The sequence below is a fragment of the Mesorhizobium sp. M0618 genome, assembly GCF_040320765.1.
GTDB lineage: Bacteria > Pseudomonadota > Alphaproteobacteria > Rhizobiales > Rhizobiaceae > Mesorhizobium.
This window is the reverse complement of record NZ_JAMYQH010000028.1, coordinates 19,601-33,516: the sequence shown is the minus strand read 5'-3', so window position 1 is coordinate 33,516 and position 13,916 is coordinate 19,601. Positions and strand designations below refer to the sequence as shown.

General features: G+C 62.7%; 14 protein-coding genes. 12 read left to right on the top strand and 2 right to left on the bottom strand.

Annotated elements, in window-relative coordinates:
- Window positions 1-21 precede the first annotated feature (21 nt).
- From pdhA to NKJ04_RS25480, 9 genes are all read left to right on the top strand, one after another.
- On the top strand, window positions 22-1,059 hold the full coding sequence (gene pdhA, locus NKJ04_RS25520; protein ID WP_023812042.1) for a pyruvate dehydrogenase (acetyl-transferring) E1 component subunit alpha: 1,038 nt from the start codon (window positions 22-24) through the stop codon (window positions 1,057-1,059).
- Between the two features lie 15 nt (window positions 1,060-1,074).
- Window positions 1,075-2,478, top strand: a complete 1,404-nt coding sequence (locus NKJ04_RS25515) for a pyruvate dehydrogenase complex E1 component subunit beta (RefSeq protein WP_023812041.1) — start codon at window positions 1,075-1,077, stop codon at window positions 2,476-2,478.
- Window positions 2,479-2,496: 18 nt separating this feature from the next.
- Window positions 2,497-3,864 (top strand): pyruvate dehydrogenase complex dihydrolipoamide acetyltransferase, encoded by a 1,368-nt coding sequence (locus NKJ04_RS25510; RefSeq protein ID WP_352677855.1) that lies wholly within the window; start codon window positions 2,497-2,499, stop codon window positions 3,862-3,864.
- Window positions 3,865-3,877: 13 nt separating this feature from the next.
- On the top strand, window positions 3,878-4,294 hold the full coding sequence (locus NKJ04_RS25505; protein WP_023812040.1) for a hypothetical protein: 417 nt from the start codon (window positions 3,878-3,880) through the stop codon (window positions 4,292-4,294).
- Window positions 4,291-4,926 (top strand): SGNH/GDSL hydrolase family protein, encoded by a 636-nt coding sequence (locus NKJ04_RS25500; protein WP_128304447.1) that lies wholly within the window; start codon window positions 4,291-4,293, stop codon window positions 4,924-4,926. Before NKJ04_RS25505 ends, NKJ04_RS25500 begins: the two co-directional genes overlap by 4 nt.
- 12 nt (window positions 4,927-4,938) lie before the next feature.
- Window positions 4,939-6,384, top strand: a complete 1,446-nt coding sequence (gene lpdA / locus NKJ04_RS25495; protein WP_128304448.1) for a dihydrolipoyl dehydrogenase — start codon at window positions 4,939-4,941, stop codon at window positions 6,382-6,384.
- An 89-nt stretch (window positions 6,385-6,473) separates the two neighbouring features.
- Window positions 6,474-6,731 carry a GlsB/YeaQ/YmgE family stress response membrane protein gene (locus tag NKJ04_RS25490; protein WP_023812036.1) on the top strand — a complete coding sequence of 86 codons (258 nt, stop codon included), beginning with the start codon at window positions 6,474-6,476 and terminating at the stop codon, window positions 6,729-6,731.
- A 137-nt stretch (window positions 6,732-6,868) separates the two neighbouring features.
- Window positions 6,869-7,834, top strand: a complete 966-nt coding sequence (lipA, locus tag NKJ04_RS25485) for a lipoyl synthase (RefSeq protein WP_023812035.1) — start codon at window positions 6,869-6,871, stop codon at window positions 7,832-7,834.
- A 12-nt stretch (window positions 7,835-7,846) separates the two neighbouring features.
- Window positions 7,847-8,311 (top strand): type II toxin-antitoxin system RatA family toxin, encoded by a 465-nt coding sequence (locus NKJ04_RS25480; protein WP_352677851.1) that lies wholly within the window; start codon window positions 7,847-7,849, stop codon window positions 8,309-8,311.
- Here NKJ04_RS25480 and NKJ04_RS25475 read toward each other — a convergent pair.
- Both NKJ04_RS25475 and NKJ04_RS25470 read right to left on the bottom strand, forming a co-directional pair.
- On the bottom strand, window positions 8,308-8,790 hold the full coding sequence (locus tag NKJ04_RS25475) for a CinA family protein (protein WP_352677849.1): 483 nt from the start codon (window positions 8,788-8,790) through the stop codon (window positions 8,308-8,310). The two genes, NKJ04_RS25480 and NKJ04_RS25475, sit on opposite strands and share 4 nt — an antisense overlap.
- Window positions 8,787-10,016: a bifunctional 2-C-methyl-D-erythritol 4-phosphate cytidylyltransferase/2-C-methyl-D-erythritol 2,4-cyclodiphosphate synthase gene (locus NKJ04_RS25470; RefSeq protein WP_352677847.1), complete on the bottom strand. Its 1,230-nt coding sequence runs from the start codon at window positions 10,014-10,016 to the stop codon at window positions 8,787-8,789. Before NKJ04_RS25470 ends, NKJ04_RS25475 begins: the two co-directional genes overlap by 4 nt.
- A gap of 263 nt (window positions 10,017-10,279) precedes the next feature.
- Between NKJ04_RS25470 and dusB the strand changes: the two genes are divergently transcribed.
- Genes dusB through ntrC form a run of 3 tightly spaced genes read left to right on the top strand, consistent with a single transcriptional unit; the run spans window position 10,280 to window position 13,904 of the window.
- A complete protein-coding gene (gene dusB / locus NKJ04_RS25465; RefSeq protein ID WP_352611759.1) occupies window positions 10,280-11,308 on the top strand; it encodes a tRNA dihydrouridine synthase DusB in 1,029 nt (342 codons plus the stop codon).
- Entirely contained in the window at window positions 11,305-12,447 is a 1,143-nt protein-coding gene (locus tag NKJ04_RS25460) for a two-component system sensor histidine kinase NtrB (protein ID WP_023812029.1), read from the top strand. The genes dusB and NKJ04_RS25460 overlap by 4 nt, the downstream gene beginning before the upstream one ends.
- Window positions 12,444-13,904 carry a nitrogen regulation protein NR(I) gene (gene ntrC, locus NKJ04_RS25455; RefSeq protein ID WP_023812028.1) on the top strand — a complete coding sequence of 487 codons (1,461 nt, stop codon included), beginning with the start codon at window positions 12,444-12,446 and terminating at the stop codon, window positions 13,902-13,904. The genes NKJ04_RS25460 and ntrC overlap by 4 nt, the downstream gene beginning before the upstream one ends.
- Window positions 13,905-13,916 lie beyond the last annotated feature (12 nt).

Here is a 13,916-nt window from a genome sequence, read left to right as displayed (position 1 = left end):
GACGCCAACAGGGAGTGATGCATGGCCACCGCAGCCAGAAAAGCGCCTGCCAAATCCAAATCCGACGGCAAATCGGGGCTTTCCGCCCCCAAGCCCGCCGAGTTCACCAAGGATGAAGAGCTTGCCGCCTACCGGCACATGCTGCTCATCCGTCGTTTCGAGGAAAAGGCCGGCCAGCTTTACGGCATGGGTTTCATCGGCGGCTTCTGTCACCTCTATATCGGCCAGGAAGCGGTCGTCACCGGCATGAAGATGGCGCTGATCGACGGCGATCAGATGATCACCGCCTATCGCGACCACGGCCACATGCTGGCGATGGAGCTGTCGCCGCGCGGCGTCATGGCCGAGCTGACCGGGCGTCGGGGCGGCTTGTCCCGGGGCAAGGGCGGCTCCATGCACATGTTCTCCAAGGAAAAGCACTTTTACGGCGGCCACGGCATCGTCGGTGCGCAGGTGTCTCTTGGTACTGGTCTCGCCTTTGCCAACCGCTACCGCGACAACAACAATGTCTCGCTGACCTATTTCGGCGACGGCGCGGCCAACCAGGGCCAGGTCTATGAAAGCTTCAACATGGCCTCGCTGTGGAAGCTGCCGGTGATCTACATCATCGAGAACAACCGCTATGCGATGGGCACCTCGGTGTCGCGCTCTTCGGCGGAAACCAACTTTTCGCATCGTGGTGCCTCGTTCAAGATCCCGGGCATCCAGGTCGACGGCATGGACGTGCGCGCTGTCAAGGCTGCCGCCGACCAGGCGACCGAATGGTGCCGCGCCGGCAACGGGCCGATCATTCTCGAAATGCAGACCTACCGCTACCGCGGTCACTCGATGTCCGATCCGGCAAAATACCGCTCCAAGGAAGAAGTGCAGAAGATGCGCTCGGACCATGACCCGATCGAGCAGGTCAAGGCACGGCTGATGGAAAAGAAGTGGGCGACCGAGGACGAGCTCAAGACCATCGACAAGGAGGTCCGCGACATCGTCGCCGACGCCGCCGAATTTGCCCAGAACGACGCGGAGCCGGATCCGTCCGAGCTCTGGACCGATATCGTATTGTAACGGGAGGGCAAGGACATGCCGATCGAAATTCTCATGCCCGCTCTCTCGCCGACCATGGAAGAGGGCAATCTTTCCAAGTGGTTGAAGAACGAGGGCGACAAGGTCGTCGCCGGCGACGTTATCGCCGAGATCGAGACCGACAAGGCGACGATGGAAGTCGAAGCTGTTGACGAAGGCACGCTGGGCAAGATCCTGATCGCCGCCGGTACCGAAGGCGTCAAGGTCAACACACCGATCGCCGTGCTGCTGCAGGACGGCGAAAGTGCCGGGGATATCGGCAAGTCTGCGGCGCCCGCCAAGGCGGAAGCACCTGCAAAGGCAGAGGCTCCGGCCGCAGCAGAGGACAAGGCGGAGGCCACAAAGCCGGCCGCCGCACCGGTGGCTGCCGCCCCGAAGACGGAGATCGCCGCCGATCCGGACATTCCGGCCGGCACGGAGATGGTCTCCACCACGGTGCGCGAAGCGCTGCGCGATGCGATGGCCGAGGAAATGCGCCGCGACGGCGATGTCTTCGTCATGGGCGAGGAGGTTGCCGAATACCAGGGCGCCTACAAGATCACGCAGGGCCTGCTGCAGGAATTCGGGCCGCGGCGCGTCGTCGATACGCCGATCACCGAGCATGGCTTTGCCGGCGTTGGCGTGGGTGCGGCGATGGCCGGCCTGAAGCCGATCGTCGAGTTCATGACCTTCAACTTCGCCATGCAGGCGATCGACCAGATCATCAACTCGGCCGCCAAGACGCTCTATATGTCCGGCGGCCAGATGGGCGCGCCGATCGTGTTCCGTGGACCGAACGGTGCCGCCGCACGCGTCGCTGCCCAGCACTCGCAGTGCTATGCCGCCTGGTACAGCCACATTCCGGGCCTGAAAGTGGTGATGCCCTACACCGCCGCTGACGCCAAGGGCTTGCTGAAGGCAGCGATCCGCGATCCGAACCCAATCATCTTCCTCGAGAATGAAATCCTTTACGGTCAGTCCTTCGACGTGCCGAAGCTGGACGATTTCGTGTTGCCGATCGGCAAGGCGCGCATCCATAAATCAGGCAAGGATGTCACCATCGTCTCCTTCGGCATCGGCATGACCTATGCGGTCAAGGCTGAAGCGGAACTGCGTGGCCTTGGCATCGATGCCGAGATCATCGACTTGCGCACGATCCGGCCGCTCGATCTCGACACCATCATCGCCTCGGTCAAGAAGACCAACCGCCTGGTGGTGGTGGAGGAAGGTTATCCGCAGAACTCGGTCGGCGACCATATCGCCAACCAGGTGTCGCAGCGCGCCTTCGACTTTCTGGACGCGCCGGTCATCACCATCGCCGGCAAGGATGTGCCGATGCCTTATGCGGCCAACCTCGAGAAGCTGGCGTTGCCGAATGTCGGCGAAGTCATCGAGGCGGTCAAAGCCGTCACGTATCGCTGAACCGGGCGGGAGGACAAAATGCCAATCAACATCACCATGCCGGCCCTGTCGCCCACGATGGAAGAGGGCAATCTGTCCAAGTGGCTCGTCAAGGAAGGCGACAAGGTTTCGCCGGGCGATGTCATTGCCGAGATCGAGACCGACAAGGCGACGATGGAAGTCGAAGCTGTCGATGAGGGCACGGTTGCAAAGCTCGTCGTTCCCGCCGGCACCGAGGGCGTCAAGGTCAATGCGCTGATCGCCGTGCTCGCCGGAGAGGGCGAGGATGCAGGCGCCGTCGCGAAAAGCGGTGGCGGTGCCGCACCAGCGAAAGCCGAGGCGCCGAAAGCGGAGGAGCCCAAGGCTGACGCACCAAAGGCGGAAGCATCAAAGGCGGAACCGGTCGCGACCGCACCCAAGGCAGAGGCGGCTCCAGTTGCCAATGGTCATGCGGCCGGCGAGCGCACCTTCGCCTCGCCGCTCGCACGTCGCATCGCCAGGGAAGCCGGCGTCGATGTGTCTGCCGTGACCGGCACCGGCCCGCATGGCCGCGTCGTCAAGGCAGATATCGACGCCGCGATTGCCGGTGGCGGCGCCAAGCCTGCCGCCAAGGCAGCACCCGCCGGGGCTCCGGCAACTGCTCCTGCTGTGAAGGCGATGTCCGACGATCAGGTGCTGAAGCTGTTCGAGGCTGGCTCCTACGATCTCGTCCCGCATGACAATATGCGCAAGACCATTGCGCGCCGCCTGGTCGAGGCCAAGACCACCATCCCGCATTTCTACCTGACGCTCGACTGCGAGCTCGATGCACTCCTCGCATTGCGCACGCAGATTAACGCCGCAGCCCCGGTAAAGAAGACCGACAAAGGCGATGCGCCCGCCTACAAGCTGTCGGTCAACGACATGGTCATCAAGGCGATGGCGATGGCGCTGAAGGCGGTGCCGGATGCCAATGCCTCATGGACCGAAAGCGCCATGGTCAAGCACAAGCATGCCGATGTCGGCGTCGCCGTGTCGATCCCGGGCGGCCTGATCACACCGATCATTCGGCATGCCGACGAAAAGACGCTGTCCACCATCTCCAACGAGATGAAGGATCTGGCCAGCCGGGCGCGCAGCCGCAAGCTGAAGCCGGAAGAGTATCAGGGCGGCACCACGGCGGTGTCCAACCTCGGCATGTTCGGCATCAAGGACTTTGCCGCCGTCATCAACCCGCCGCATGCGACGATCCTTGCCGTCGGTGCCGGCGAGGAGCGGGCGGTGGTCAAGAACGGCGAGATCAAAATCGCCACCGTGATGTCGGTGACGCTGTCGACCGACCATCGCGCCGTCGACGGCGCGCTGGGTGCCGAACTGCTGGTCGCCTTCAAGCGCCTGATCGAGAACCCGATGGGCATGCTGGTTTAGGACGGAGAGGGCGGTGCGGATCTTCTTCACCTCCCTTATGGCGTTTTTCCTGTCAGGATTGGCAGGCGGCTTGGTTGCTCAACAGCTGGCGGTCGCAACCCATGCGCAGGAAGAATACATTCTGGTGTTCATGACGTCGGTGCTTGTCACCATTGTCGCGACGATCGTGTTTTTCATCGCGCAGCTTTTTTCGAACGCACCGTCGATCATCAACTGGCTGGGCCTCTGCGCAATTGTCCTGTTCGTGCTGATCGGGCTCGGCCTGATCGGTTGGACGTTCTCTCAGCCGGTCGATAAGCGCCAGTGGGAAGGTGACCTGCCGATCGTCGCCGGCCTGGTTTTGCCGAACCTGGCCACTGTGCTGGTTCACTGGCTGTTCGTGCGCTGGCGGTTGAGGCGCGGCTCGATTAACGCACAGGTGGGCGCATGAAGACGGTTCTTTGTTACGGCGACTCGCTGACCTGGGGCTACAATGCCGAAGGTGGCCGCCATGCGCTGGAAGACCGCTGGCCGAGCGTGCTGCAGGCAGCGTTAGGCGCCGACGTGCAAGTGATTGCCGATGGCCTCAACGGCCGCACCACGGCCTTCGACGATCATCTGGCCGGTGCGGACCGCAACGGTGCAAAACTGCTACCAACCGTCCTGACGACCCATGCGCCGATCGACCTGATTGTCATCATGCTCGGCGCCAACGACATGAAGCCGTGGATCCACGGCAATCCCGTCGCGGCCAAGCAGGGCATCCAGCGGCTGATCGACATCGTGCGCGGTCACGACTATCCGTTCGACTGGCCGGCGCCGCAGATCCTGATCGTTTCGCCGCCTGTGGTCAGCCGTACAGACAATGCCGAATTCAAGGAGATGTTCGCCGGCGGTGACGAGGCTTCGACGCGGTTGGCGCCGCTCTATGCCGCTCTTGCCGATGAGGCCGGCTGCGGCTTCTTCGACGCCGGCAGCGTGGCGCAAACCACCCCGCTCGACGGCGTCCATCTCGATGCCGAAAACACGCGAAACATCGGCAAGGCGCTGGCACCCGTCGTGCGCGTCATGCTGGAATTGTGAAGGAGAAAAACCGTGGCTGAGAACTACGACGTCATCATCATCGGCTCCGGCCCTGGCGGCTATGTCACCGCGGTGCGTTCCGCGCAACTCGGCTTCAAGACGGCGATCGTCGAGCGCGAGCATCTCGGCGGTATCTGCCTCAACTGGGGCTGCATCCCGACCAAGGCGCTGCTGCGCTCGGCCGAGATCATGCACTATTCGGACCACCTGAAGGATTACGGGCTGAAGCTCGACGGCAAGGTCAGCGTCGATGCGTCAGCCGTGGTCGACCGCTCGCGCAAGGTGTCGCTGCGGCTCAATGGCGGCGTTGCCTTCCTCATGAAGAAGAACAAGGTCGACGTCATCTGGGGCGAGGCCAAGCTTTCGAAGCCGGGCGAGATCGTCGTGTCGAAGACGGCCAAGAAGCCGATGGAGCCGCAGCCGCCAGTGCCGAAAGGCGTCAAGGGCGAGGGCACCTATACCGCCAAGCACATCATCCTGGCGACCGGCGCCCGGCCGCGCGCGCTGCCCGGCATCGAGCCGGACGGCAGACTGATCTGGACTTATTTTGAAGCCATGGTGCCGAAGGAGATGCCGAAGTCGCTGCTGGTCATGGGGTCGGGCGCCATCGGCATCGAATTCGCCTCCTTCTACCGCACCATGGGCGCCGAAGTGACGGTGGTCGAATTGCTGCCGGCGGTGATGCCGGTCGAGGATGCCGAAGTCTCGAAATTCGCGCAGAAGCAGTTCGAGAAGCAAGGCATGAAGATCATCCTCGAAGCCAAGGTGACCAAGGTCGAGAAGGGTGCCAACTCGGTCACCGCGCATGTCGAGATGAAGGACGGCAAGGTCGAGAAGATCACCGCCGATCGGATGATCTCGGCCGTCGGCGTCCAGGGCAACATCGAGGGCCTCGGACTCGAGGCGCTTGGCGTGAAGACGGAGCGTGGCTGCGTCGTCATCGATGGTTACGGCAAGACCAACGTGCCGGGCATCTACGCCATCGGCGATGTCGCCGGCCCGCCGATGCTCGCTCACAAGGCCGAACATGAGGGGGTCGTGTGCATCGAGAAGATCGCAGATTTTCCTGGCGTGCATGCCACCGACAAGCTGAAGATTCCGGGCTGCACCTACTGCAATCCGCAGGTCGCCTCGGTTGGGCTGACGGAAGCCAAGGCCAAGGCCGAGGGCAAGGACATCCGGGTCGGGCGCTTCCAGTTCGCCGCCAATGGCAAGGCGATTGCGCTCGGTGAGGATCAGGGTTTCATCAAGACCATCTTCGACAAGAAGACCGGTCAATTGCTCGGCGCCCACATGGTCGGTGCCGAAGTGACCGAACTGATCCAGGGTTTTGTCGTGGCGATGAACCTGGAGACGACCGAGGAAGAGCTGATGCACACCATCTTCCCGCACCCGACGCTGTCGGAGATGATGAAGGAAAGCGTGCTCGACGCCTATGGCCGCGCGCTCAACGCCTGATAGATTGAAAGCGCTGCTACAGATGGAACCCGGCGGCAAGGTACTTCGTTTGCGAATGCGTTTTCACGTATCCCACAAGGAGAAGGCATATGCACCTGAATGGCGTCGGCTGGATAGCAGCCATCATCATCGGCGGCCTGGCAGGCTGGTTCGCCGAAATGTTCATGAAGAGCAACACCGGCATCTTCATGAACATCGTCATGGGCATCGTCGGCGCGGTCGTGCTGAACGCCATTCTGCAGGCTCTCAATTTTGGCCCGTTCGGCGTCGGCTGGATTGCCTATCTGATCACCGGCTTTATCGGTGCCTGCCTGCTGATCTGGGCCGGGCGTCTGGTGCGCCGTTAGCATCACTGAAGAGTTGCTATGCGAAAAAGGCTGTTGCGGCATGCGCCGTGGCGGCCTTTTTCTTTGCGTTGAAAAGTCTTAGATGACGTTATGACAGCGAACGCCTGACTGGCGTCGCGAATGAACCAGGTTTCCCGATGGTCACTGTCCTCGATACGATCGCCAACGCCCCGCGCTTGCGGCATCCGGAAAAGGCGCACAAGCCTGATCAGGACGTGCTGCGCAAGCCCGACTGGATCCGCGTCAAGGCGCCGGTGTCGAAGGGCTATGCCGAAACGCGCGAAATCGTCAAATCGCACAAGCTGGTGACGGTCTGCGAAGAGGCCGGCTGCCCCAACATCGGCGAATGCTGGGAAAAGAAGCACGCCACCTTCATGATCATGGGCGAGATCTGCACCCGCGCCTGCGCCTTCTGCAACGTCGCCACGGGCATTCCAACAGCGCTTGACCCGGATGAACCGGCCCGCGTCGCGCATGCGGTCAAGCAGATGGGCCTTACCCATGTGGTCATCACCTCGGTCGACCGCGACGATCTCTCCGATGGCGGTGCGCAGCATTTCGCCGAGGTCATCCGCGCCATCCGGGCCGCGACGCCTTCGACGACGATCGAAATCCTGACGCCCGACTTCCTGCGCAAGGACGGCGCGCTGGAGATCGTCGTGGCCGCCAAGCCCGACGTCTTCAACCACAATCTCGAAACCGTACCGTCGAACTATCTGACGGTTCGTCCGGGCGCCCGCTATTTCCATTCGATCCGGCTGTTGCAGCGGGTCAAGGAGCTTGATCCGTCAATCTTCACCAAGTCCGGCATCATGGTGGGGCTGGGCGAGGAACGGAATGAAATCCTGCAGCTGATGGACGATCTGCGGTCCGCCAATGTCGATTTCATGACCATCGGCCAGTACCTGCAACCGTCGAAGAAGCACCATCCGGTGATCCGCTTCGTCACGCCGGAGGAGTTCAAATCCTTTGAGACGATCGGCCGGACCAAGGGTTTCCTGCTGGTGGCGTCTAGCCCGCTGACGCGTTCGTCGCATCACGCCGGCGACGATTTCGCCAAGCTGCGTGCGGCACGGGAAGCGATTCTCAAGAAATCAGCTTAATCCGCTGGTTTCATGCCAAAATTCGAAGCCATCCGACGCGTATCCCATACACCCGAGCAGATGTTCGCTTTGGTCGCCGATGTTGAATCCTATCCGCAATTCCTGCCGCTTTGCGAAGCGCTGACGGTTCGCTCGCGCAAGGAGCGTGACGGGCGCACGGTTCTGCTTGCCGACATGAGCATTGGTTACAAGGCGATCCGTGAAACCTTCACGACGCAGGTGCTGCTGAAGCCCGCCGAGAACACCATCGACGTGAAGTACATCGACGGGCCGTTCAAATATTTGAGCAATGTCTGGCGTTTCGAACCCGACGGCGCCGGTTGCGCCGTCCGCTTCTTCATCGACTATGAGTTCAAGAGTCGTATTCTGGGCGCGGTCATGGGGACCATGTTCGATCGCGCCTTCCGCATGTTCGCCGAAGCCTTTGAGAAGCGCGCCGACGTCATCTACGGTGCAGCACCTCGGGCCCAAGGTTAGCCGAGTGCTTGCAGGCCCAGTTCCAGCGCTTGCCGGACCGTTTCGCGACGAATGAAATCGCGGCCTTTGTCTGCAAAGAGCTGGTGCTCGGCGACAATCGGTCGGCCGTCCAGCGCAACCCCGAACCAGACCAGGCCGACCGGTTTTCCCGCCGAACCGCCGCCAGGCCCGGCAATGCCGGTGACCGCCAGGGTCAGCCCGGCGCGCGAACGGACAAGCGCGCCTGTTGCCATCTCGATCGCCGTCTCGCGCGAAACCGCGCCGTGCGCCTCAAGCGTGGCGGCGGAGACACCGAGCATGTCCATCTTGGCCTCGTTGGAATAGGTGATGAAGCCGCGATCGACCACGGCCGAGGAACCGGCGATGTCGGTGAGCGCGGCGATGATCATGCCGCCGGTGCAGCTTTCCGCCGTTGCCAGCATGATGCCGCGCTTCTGGCAGGCTTGCAGCAGCGCATTTGCCAGCTCGTTGTTGCTCATTCCGGCACCTCGCCGGGAAACACCACGCTGGCGGTGGCAATCGCCGCTATGCCTTCCTCGCGCCCGACAAAGCCGAGCTTCTCATTGGTTGTGGCCTTGATCGAGATGCGATCCGGCGTAATCGCCAGCATCTGAGAAAGGGCTGCGGTCATGGCCTCGCGATGCGGCCCGACGCGCGGCGCTTCGCAGATCAGCGTGATGTCGGCATTGGCGATGCGGCCGCCGCGCGCGCGCACCAGCCTTGCCGCATGCTCGACGAATATGCGCGACGCAGCGCCTTTCCACTGCGGGTCGGACGGCGGGAAATGCGTGCCGATGTCGCCAGCGCCGCAAGTCGCCAGCAGCGCATCGGTCAAGGCGTGCAGGCCGACATCGGCGTCGGAATGGCCGGACAGTTTCTTGTCGTGCGCTATGGCGACGCCACACAGCGTGACATGGTCTCCCGGTTCGAAGGCGTGGACGTCGTAGCCATTGCCGGTACGGATGTCGGGAAAGCGCACGCGTTCGCCGGAAAGCCGCTGGTCCGCCATCGCAATATCCCGTGCCCAGGTGAGTTTGACATTGTCCGGCGAGCCCGGAACGATCTTGACCGGAATATGCGCCCATTCGGCGATCGCGGCATCGTCGGTAAAATCCATTTTTCCCAGATGATGGGCTTTCTCGTGCGCGGCAAGAATGGGCCAGAACGGAAAGCCTTGTGGCGTTTGCGCCGCGTGAAGCCCGCTGCGCGATACGGTTTCGCCAACCACGCCGGAGGCCGATTCGCGCTTCAGCGTGTCGGCGACGGGCAAAGCGGGCAACGCGCCCTCGCGCTCGCCGATGGCGGCGATGGTGCGATCTATCAGGTCCGCATCGACAAACGGGCGGACGGCGTCGTGGATCAGAACCTGCGCCGGCGCGTGGCCTCTAAGGGCAAGCAGGCCGAGCCGGACGGATTCCTGCCTCGTCGCCCCGCCCATGATGGCGGTGACGCGCTCTACATTGGCGCCCGCCGCCTGCCGGAACAGCTCGTGGTCATCGGCATGAATGGCGACGACGATCTCGCTGGTCCGCGGGTGGGCCAGAAAAATGTCCAGCGTGTGTGCAATGACGGCAAAGCCGCCAATGTGTTGATATTGCTTCGGTCCGTTGGCCTGTCCGGCGCGCGCACCACGGCCGGCCGCAACGATCACCACCGCGACCTTGCCATCCGCATCCGAAACGTGATTTTCACTTGCGTCAGTCATGCCCGTTTGGTCCTAGCGCACGATCCCGAAAAGTGTAATCGGTTTTCGGAAAGATCGTGCGCTAAGTATGAAATTCCAAAGCGTCCTTTGCGCGTCCTGAGGGACGCGCGGCGCTTTGGTCGCGGCCAAAGCCGAAGGCCAGCATTTTTCCCAATTGCGCCTAAATGTGGCGTCATTCCGCGTTGCACATTGCGCCGGTTCTGGCTAGAGAATGTGCAACGAATGAAGATGCTTGGTTTTTGTGCATGGTTAACTTGACCAAATTGCCTGACTTGACCAAATTGGCAGGGCCGCTTGATGTCGGCGGTGTGAGACTCCGCAATCGCGTGTTCCTCGCACCAATGTCGGGGATTACGGACGAGCCGTTCCGGCAGCGTGCCCACGCGCATGGAGCAGGCCTGGTCGTGTCCGAAATGGTTGCCAGCGGAGAGCTCGCCAAGGGCAGGGCCGGTTTCAACCTGCGCATACGCCACTCCGGCCTGCCCGTCCATATGGTTCAGCTTGCAGGCCGTGAGGCGATGCACATGGCCGAAGGTGCCAGAATCGCAGCCGGTGAGGGGGCCGACATTATCGACATCAACATGGGCTGCCCGGCCAAGAAGGTTACCGGCGGTTATGCGGGTTCGGCATTGATGCTGGATCTCGACCACGCACTGTCGCTGATCGACGCCGTTGTCGGCGCGGTCGAGGTGCCAGTGACGGTCAAGATGCGGCTTGGCTGGGACGAAGGCGCGCTCAACGCGCCGATGCTCGCGCGCCGCGCCGAGCAGGCCGGTGTCAGCATGGTGACCGTGCACGGCCGCACGCGCTGCCAGTTCTACCAGGGCAAGGCCGACTGGCGCGCCATCGCCCGCGTCAAGGAAGCCGTGTCCATCCCGGTCGTCGCCAATGGTGACGTCTCTTCGCCGGCGGAAGCGGCCGACATTCTCGATCAATCGGGTGCCGACGCCGTGATGATCGGCCGTGCCCATTATGGCGCGCCCTGGATCGCAGGCGGCATTGCGGCCGCGGCGACCGGCGAGGCGACGCCAAACATGCCACGGGACTCGACCGCGGTCGCCGACTACATCGTGGCCCACTATGAGGACATGCTGGCGCTCTACGGCGCCGAAAGCGGCCTGCGCCAGGCGCGCAAGCATCTTGGCTGGTATCTTGATCGGCATGCCGGCGGCGTCGCCGACGACAGCCGAAAGGCTATACTGACCGCATTCGAGCCCGCGCGCGTTATTGCCTTGCTGCGCGATGTGTTTTCGCGCGATCCGCAACCCTTGAACCTGCGGAGCGCCGCATGAACGCCGCCGCCGGCCAGGGCGCCGAAATGGCGGATGCCGCCCAAATCGTGCTCAACACCATCCGCCGCCCGGTGATCATGATCAGCGAGGAGGGGTTCATCACGTTCGCCAACGCCGATGCGGAAGACTTTTTTCGCTCGAGCGCGACCATGCTCGCCCGCAACACGCTGTCAAAACTCATTCCCTTCGGCAGCCCGCTGCTGACACTGGTCGACCAGGTGCGCGAGCGCCGGGCTCCGGTCAACGAGTACCGCGTCGACGTGTCGTCGCCGCGGCTCGGCATCGAGAAGGTCGTCGATCTCTATGTCGCGCCGGTACCGGAATTTCCGGGCTCGGTGGTGGTTATGTTCCAGGAACGGTCGATGGCCGACAAGATTGACCGGCAGATGACGCATCGGGGCGCGGCACGTTCGGTCACCGGTCTGGCGGCGATGCTTGCCCATGAGATCAAGAACCCGCTCTCAGGCATCCGCGGCGCTGCCCAGTTGCTCGAACTGTCGGCTTCCGACGAAGACCGCGCGCTGACGCGGCTGATCACCGACGAGACCGACCGCATCGTGTCGCTGGTCGATCGCATGGAGGTATTTTCCGACGAGCGGCCGATCGACCGCTACCCCGTCAACATCCATGTCGTTCTCGACCATGTGAAGGCGATTGCCAAGAACGGTTTTGCCAAGAGAATCAAGATATTGGAGGATTACGATCCTTCGTTGCCTCCGGTGTTTGCCAACCGCGACCAGTTGATCCAGGTGTTCCTCAACTTGGTCAAGAACGCCGCCGAGGCGATCGGCAGCGACCCGCAGGGCGAGATCGTGCTGTCGACCGCCTTCCGGCCAGGCATCCGTGTTTCCGTTCCGGGCACGCAGGACCGCGTGTCGCTGCCGCTGGAATTCTGCGTGCGCGACAACGGCTCCGGCGTTTCGGAAGACATCTTGCCGATCCTGTTCGACCCGTTCATCACCACCAAGCCGAACGGCTCCGGGTTGGGTCTTGCGCTGGTCGCCAAGATCGTCGGCGAGCATGGCGGCATCATCGAATGCGAATCGACGCCGCGCGGCACCACATTCCGCATCCTGATGCCGGCCTGGAAAGAAGCGCCAAACGGCGCCGATGATGACGGTGAAGGAGACCGCAAATGACCGTTCGCGGCAATATTCTCGTCGCCGACGACGACGCGGCGATCCGTACCGTCCTCAACCAGGCGCTTTCGCGCGCCGGCCACGAGGTGCGCGTCACCTCCAATGCTTCGACTTTGTGGCGCTGGGTGGCGGCGGGCGAGGGCGACCTTGTCATCACCGATGTGGTCATGCCGGACGAGAACGCCTTCGACATGCTGCCGCGCATCAAGAAGGCGAGGCCGGAGCTGCCGGTCATCGTCATGAGCGCTCAGAACACCTTCATGACGGCGATCCGCGCCTCCGAAACCGGCGCCTATGAATATCTGCCTAAGCCGTTCGACCTGACCGAACTGCTCAACATCGTCAACCGCGCGCTTTCCGAGCCGCGTCGGCCGAAGATCGACGCGCGGCCGGAAGAGCAGCCCGATGCAATGCCGCTGGTCGGCCGCTCGGCCGCCATGCAGGACATCTACCGCATGCTGGCGCGCATGATGCAGACCGACCTGACGGTGATGATCTCGGGCGAATCCGGTACCGGCAAGGAGCTGGTGGCGCGCGCGCTGCATGAATATGGCCGCCGCCGCGGCGGCCCCTTCGTCGCCATCAATATGGCGGCGATCCCGCGCGACCTGATCGAATCGGAACTGTTCGGTCACGAGAAGGGTGCCTTCACCGGCGCACAGAATCGCTCGACCGGGCGCTTCGAGCAGGCTGAAGGCGGCACGCTGTTCCTCGACGAAATCGGCGACATGCCGATGGAGGCGCAGACGCGGCTGCTGCGCGTGCTCCAACAGGGCGAATACACGACGGTTGGCGGACGCACGCCGATCAAGACCGACGTGCGCATCGTCGCCGCCACCAACAAGGATCTGCGCACGCTGATCAACCAGGGGCTTTTCCGCGAGGATCTTTTCTATCGCCTCAATGTCGTGCCGCTCCGGCTGCCAGCGCTGCGCGAGCGCTCCGAGGACGTGCCGGACCTCGTCCGCCACTTCTTCAAGCTCGGCGAAATGGAAGGCCTACAGACCAAGCGCATTTCTTCCGGCGGCATCGAGTTGATGAAGCGCTATCCGTGGCCAGGCAATGTTCGCGAACTGGAAAACCTGGTTCGCAGGCTTGCCGCGCTCTATTCGCAGGACGAAATTTCCGCCGAGATCATCGAGGCCGAGCTGAAGACCGGCGAGCGCCCCGTAGTGCCGGGAGGCGGTAACCTCATTCCCGACGATTTGTCGATTGGCCAGGCGGTCGAGCATTTCCTGCAGCGCTATTTCGCGTCGTTTGCCGGCGACTTGCCTCCTGCCGGGCTCTATCAGCGCATCCTGTCCGAGGTCGAGTTTCCGCTTGTCCTGGCCTCGATGACGGCAACGCGTGGCAACCAGATCAAGGCTGCGGAACTGCTGGGCTTGAACCGCAACACGCTGCGCAAGAAGATTCGCGAGCTCGGCGTCAACGTCTACAAATCATCGCGGCAGGGCTGAGCCTTGATCTGA

Excerpts from the sequence above, each read along its gene's own strand:
- pdhA (WP_023812042.1), top strand. The coding sequence starts at position 22 with ATGGCCACCGCAGCCAGAAAAGCGCCTGCCAAATCCAAATCCGACGGC.
- NKJ04_RS25515 (WP_023812041.1), top strand. The coding sequence starts at position 1,075 with ATGCCGATCGAAATTCTCATGCCCGCTCTCTCGCCGACCATGGAAGAG.
- NKJ04_RS25510 (WP_352677855.1), top strand. The coding sequence starts at position 2,497 with ATGCCAATCAACATCACCATGCCGGCCCTGTCGCCCACGATGGAAGAG.
- NKJ04_RS25500 (WP_128304447.1), top strand. The coding sequence starts at position 4,291 with ATGAAGACGGTTCTTTGTTACGGCGACTCGCTGACCTGGGGCTACAAT.
- NKJ04_RS25490 (WP_023812036.1), top strand. The coding sequence starts at position 6,474 with ATGCACCTGAATGGCGTCGGCTGGATAGCAGCCATCATCATCGGCGGC.
- lipA (WP_023812035.1), top strand. The coding sequence starts at position 6,869 with ATGGTCACTGTCCTCGATACGATCGCCAACGCCCCGCGCTTGCGGCAT.
- NKJ04_RS25480 (WP_352677851.1), top strand. The coding sequence starts at position 7,847 with ATGCCAAAATTCGAAGCCATCCGACGCGTATCCCATACACCCGAGCAG.
- NKJ04_RS25475 (WP_352677849.1), bottom strand. The coding sequence starts at position 8,790 with ATGAGCAACAACGAGCTGGCAAATGCGCTGCTGCAAGCCTGCCAGAAG.
- NKJ04_RS25470 (WP_352677847.1), bottom strand. The coding sequence starts at position 10,016 with ATGACTGACGCAAGTGAAAATCACGTTTCGGATGCGGATGGCAAGGTC.
- NKJ04_RS25460 (WP_023812029.1), top strand. The coding sequence starts at position 11,305 with ATGAACGCCGCCGCCGGCCAGGGCGCCGAAATGGCGGATGCCGCCCAA.
- ntrC (WP_023812028.1), top strand. The coding sequence starts at position 12,444 with ATGACCGTTCGCGGCAATATTCTCGTCGCCGACGACGACGCGGCGATC.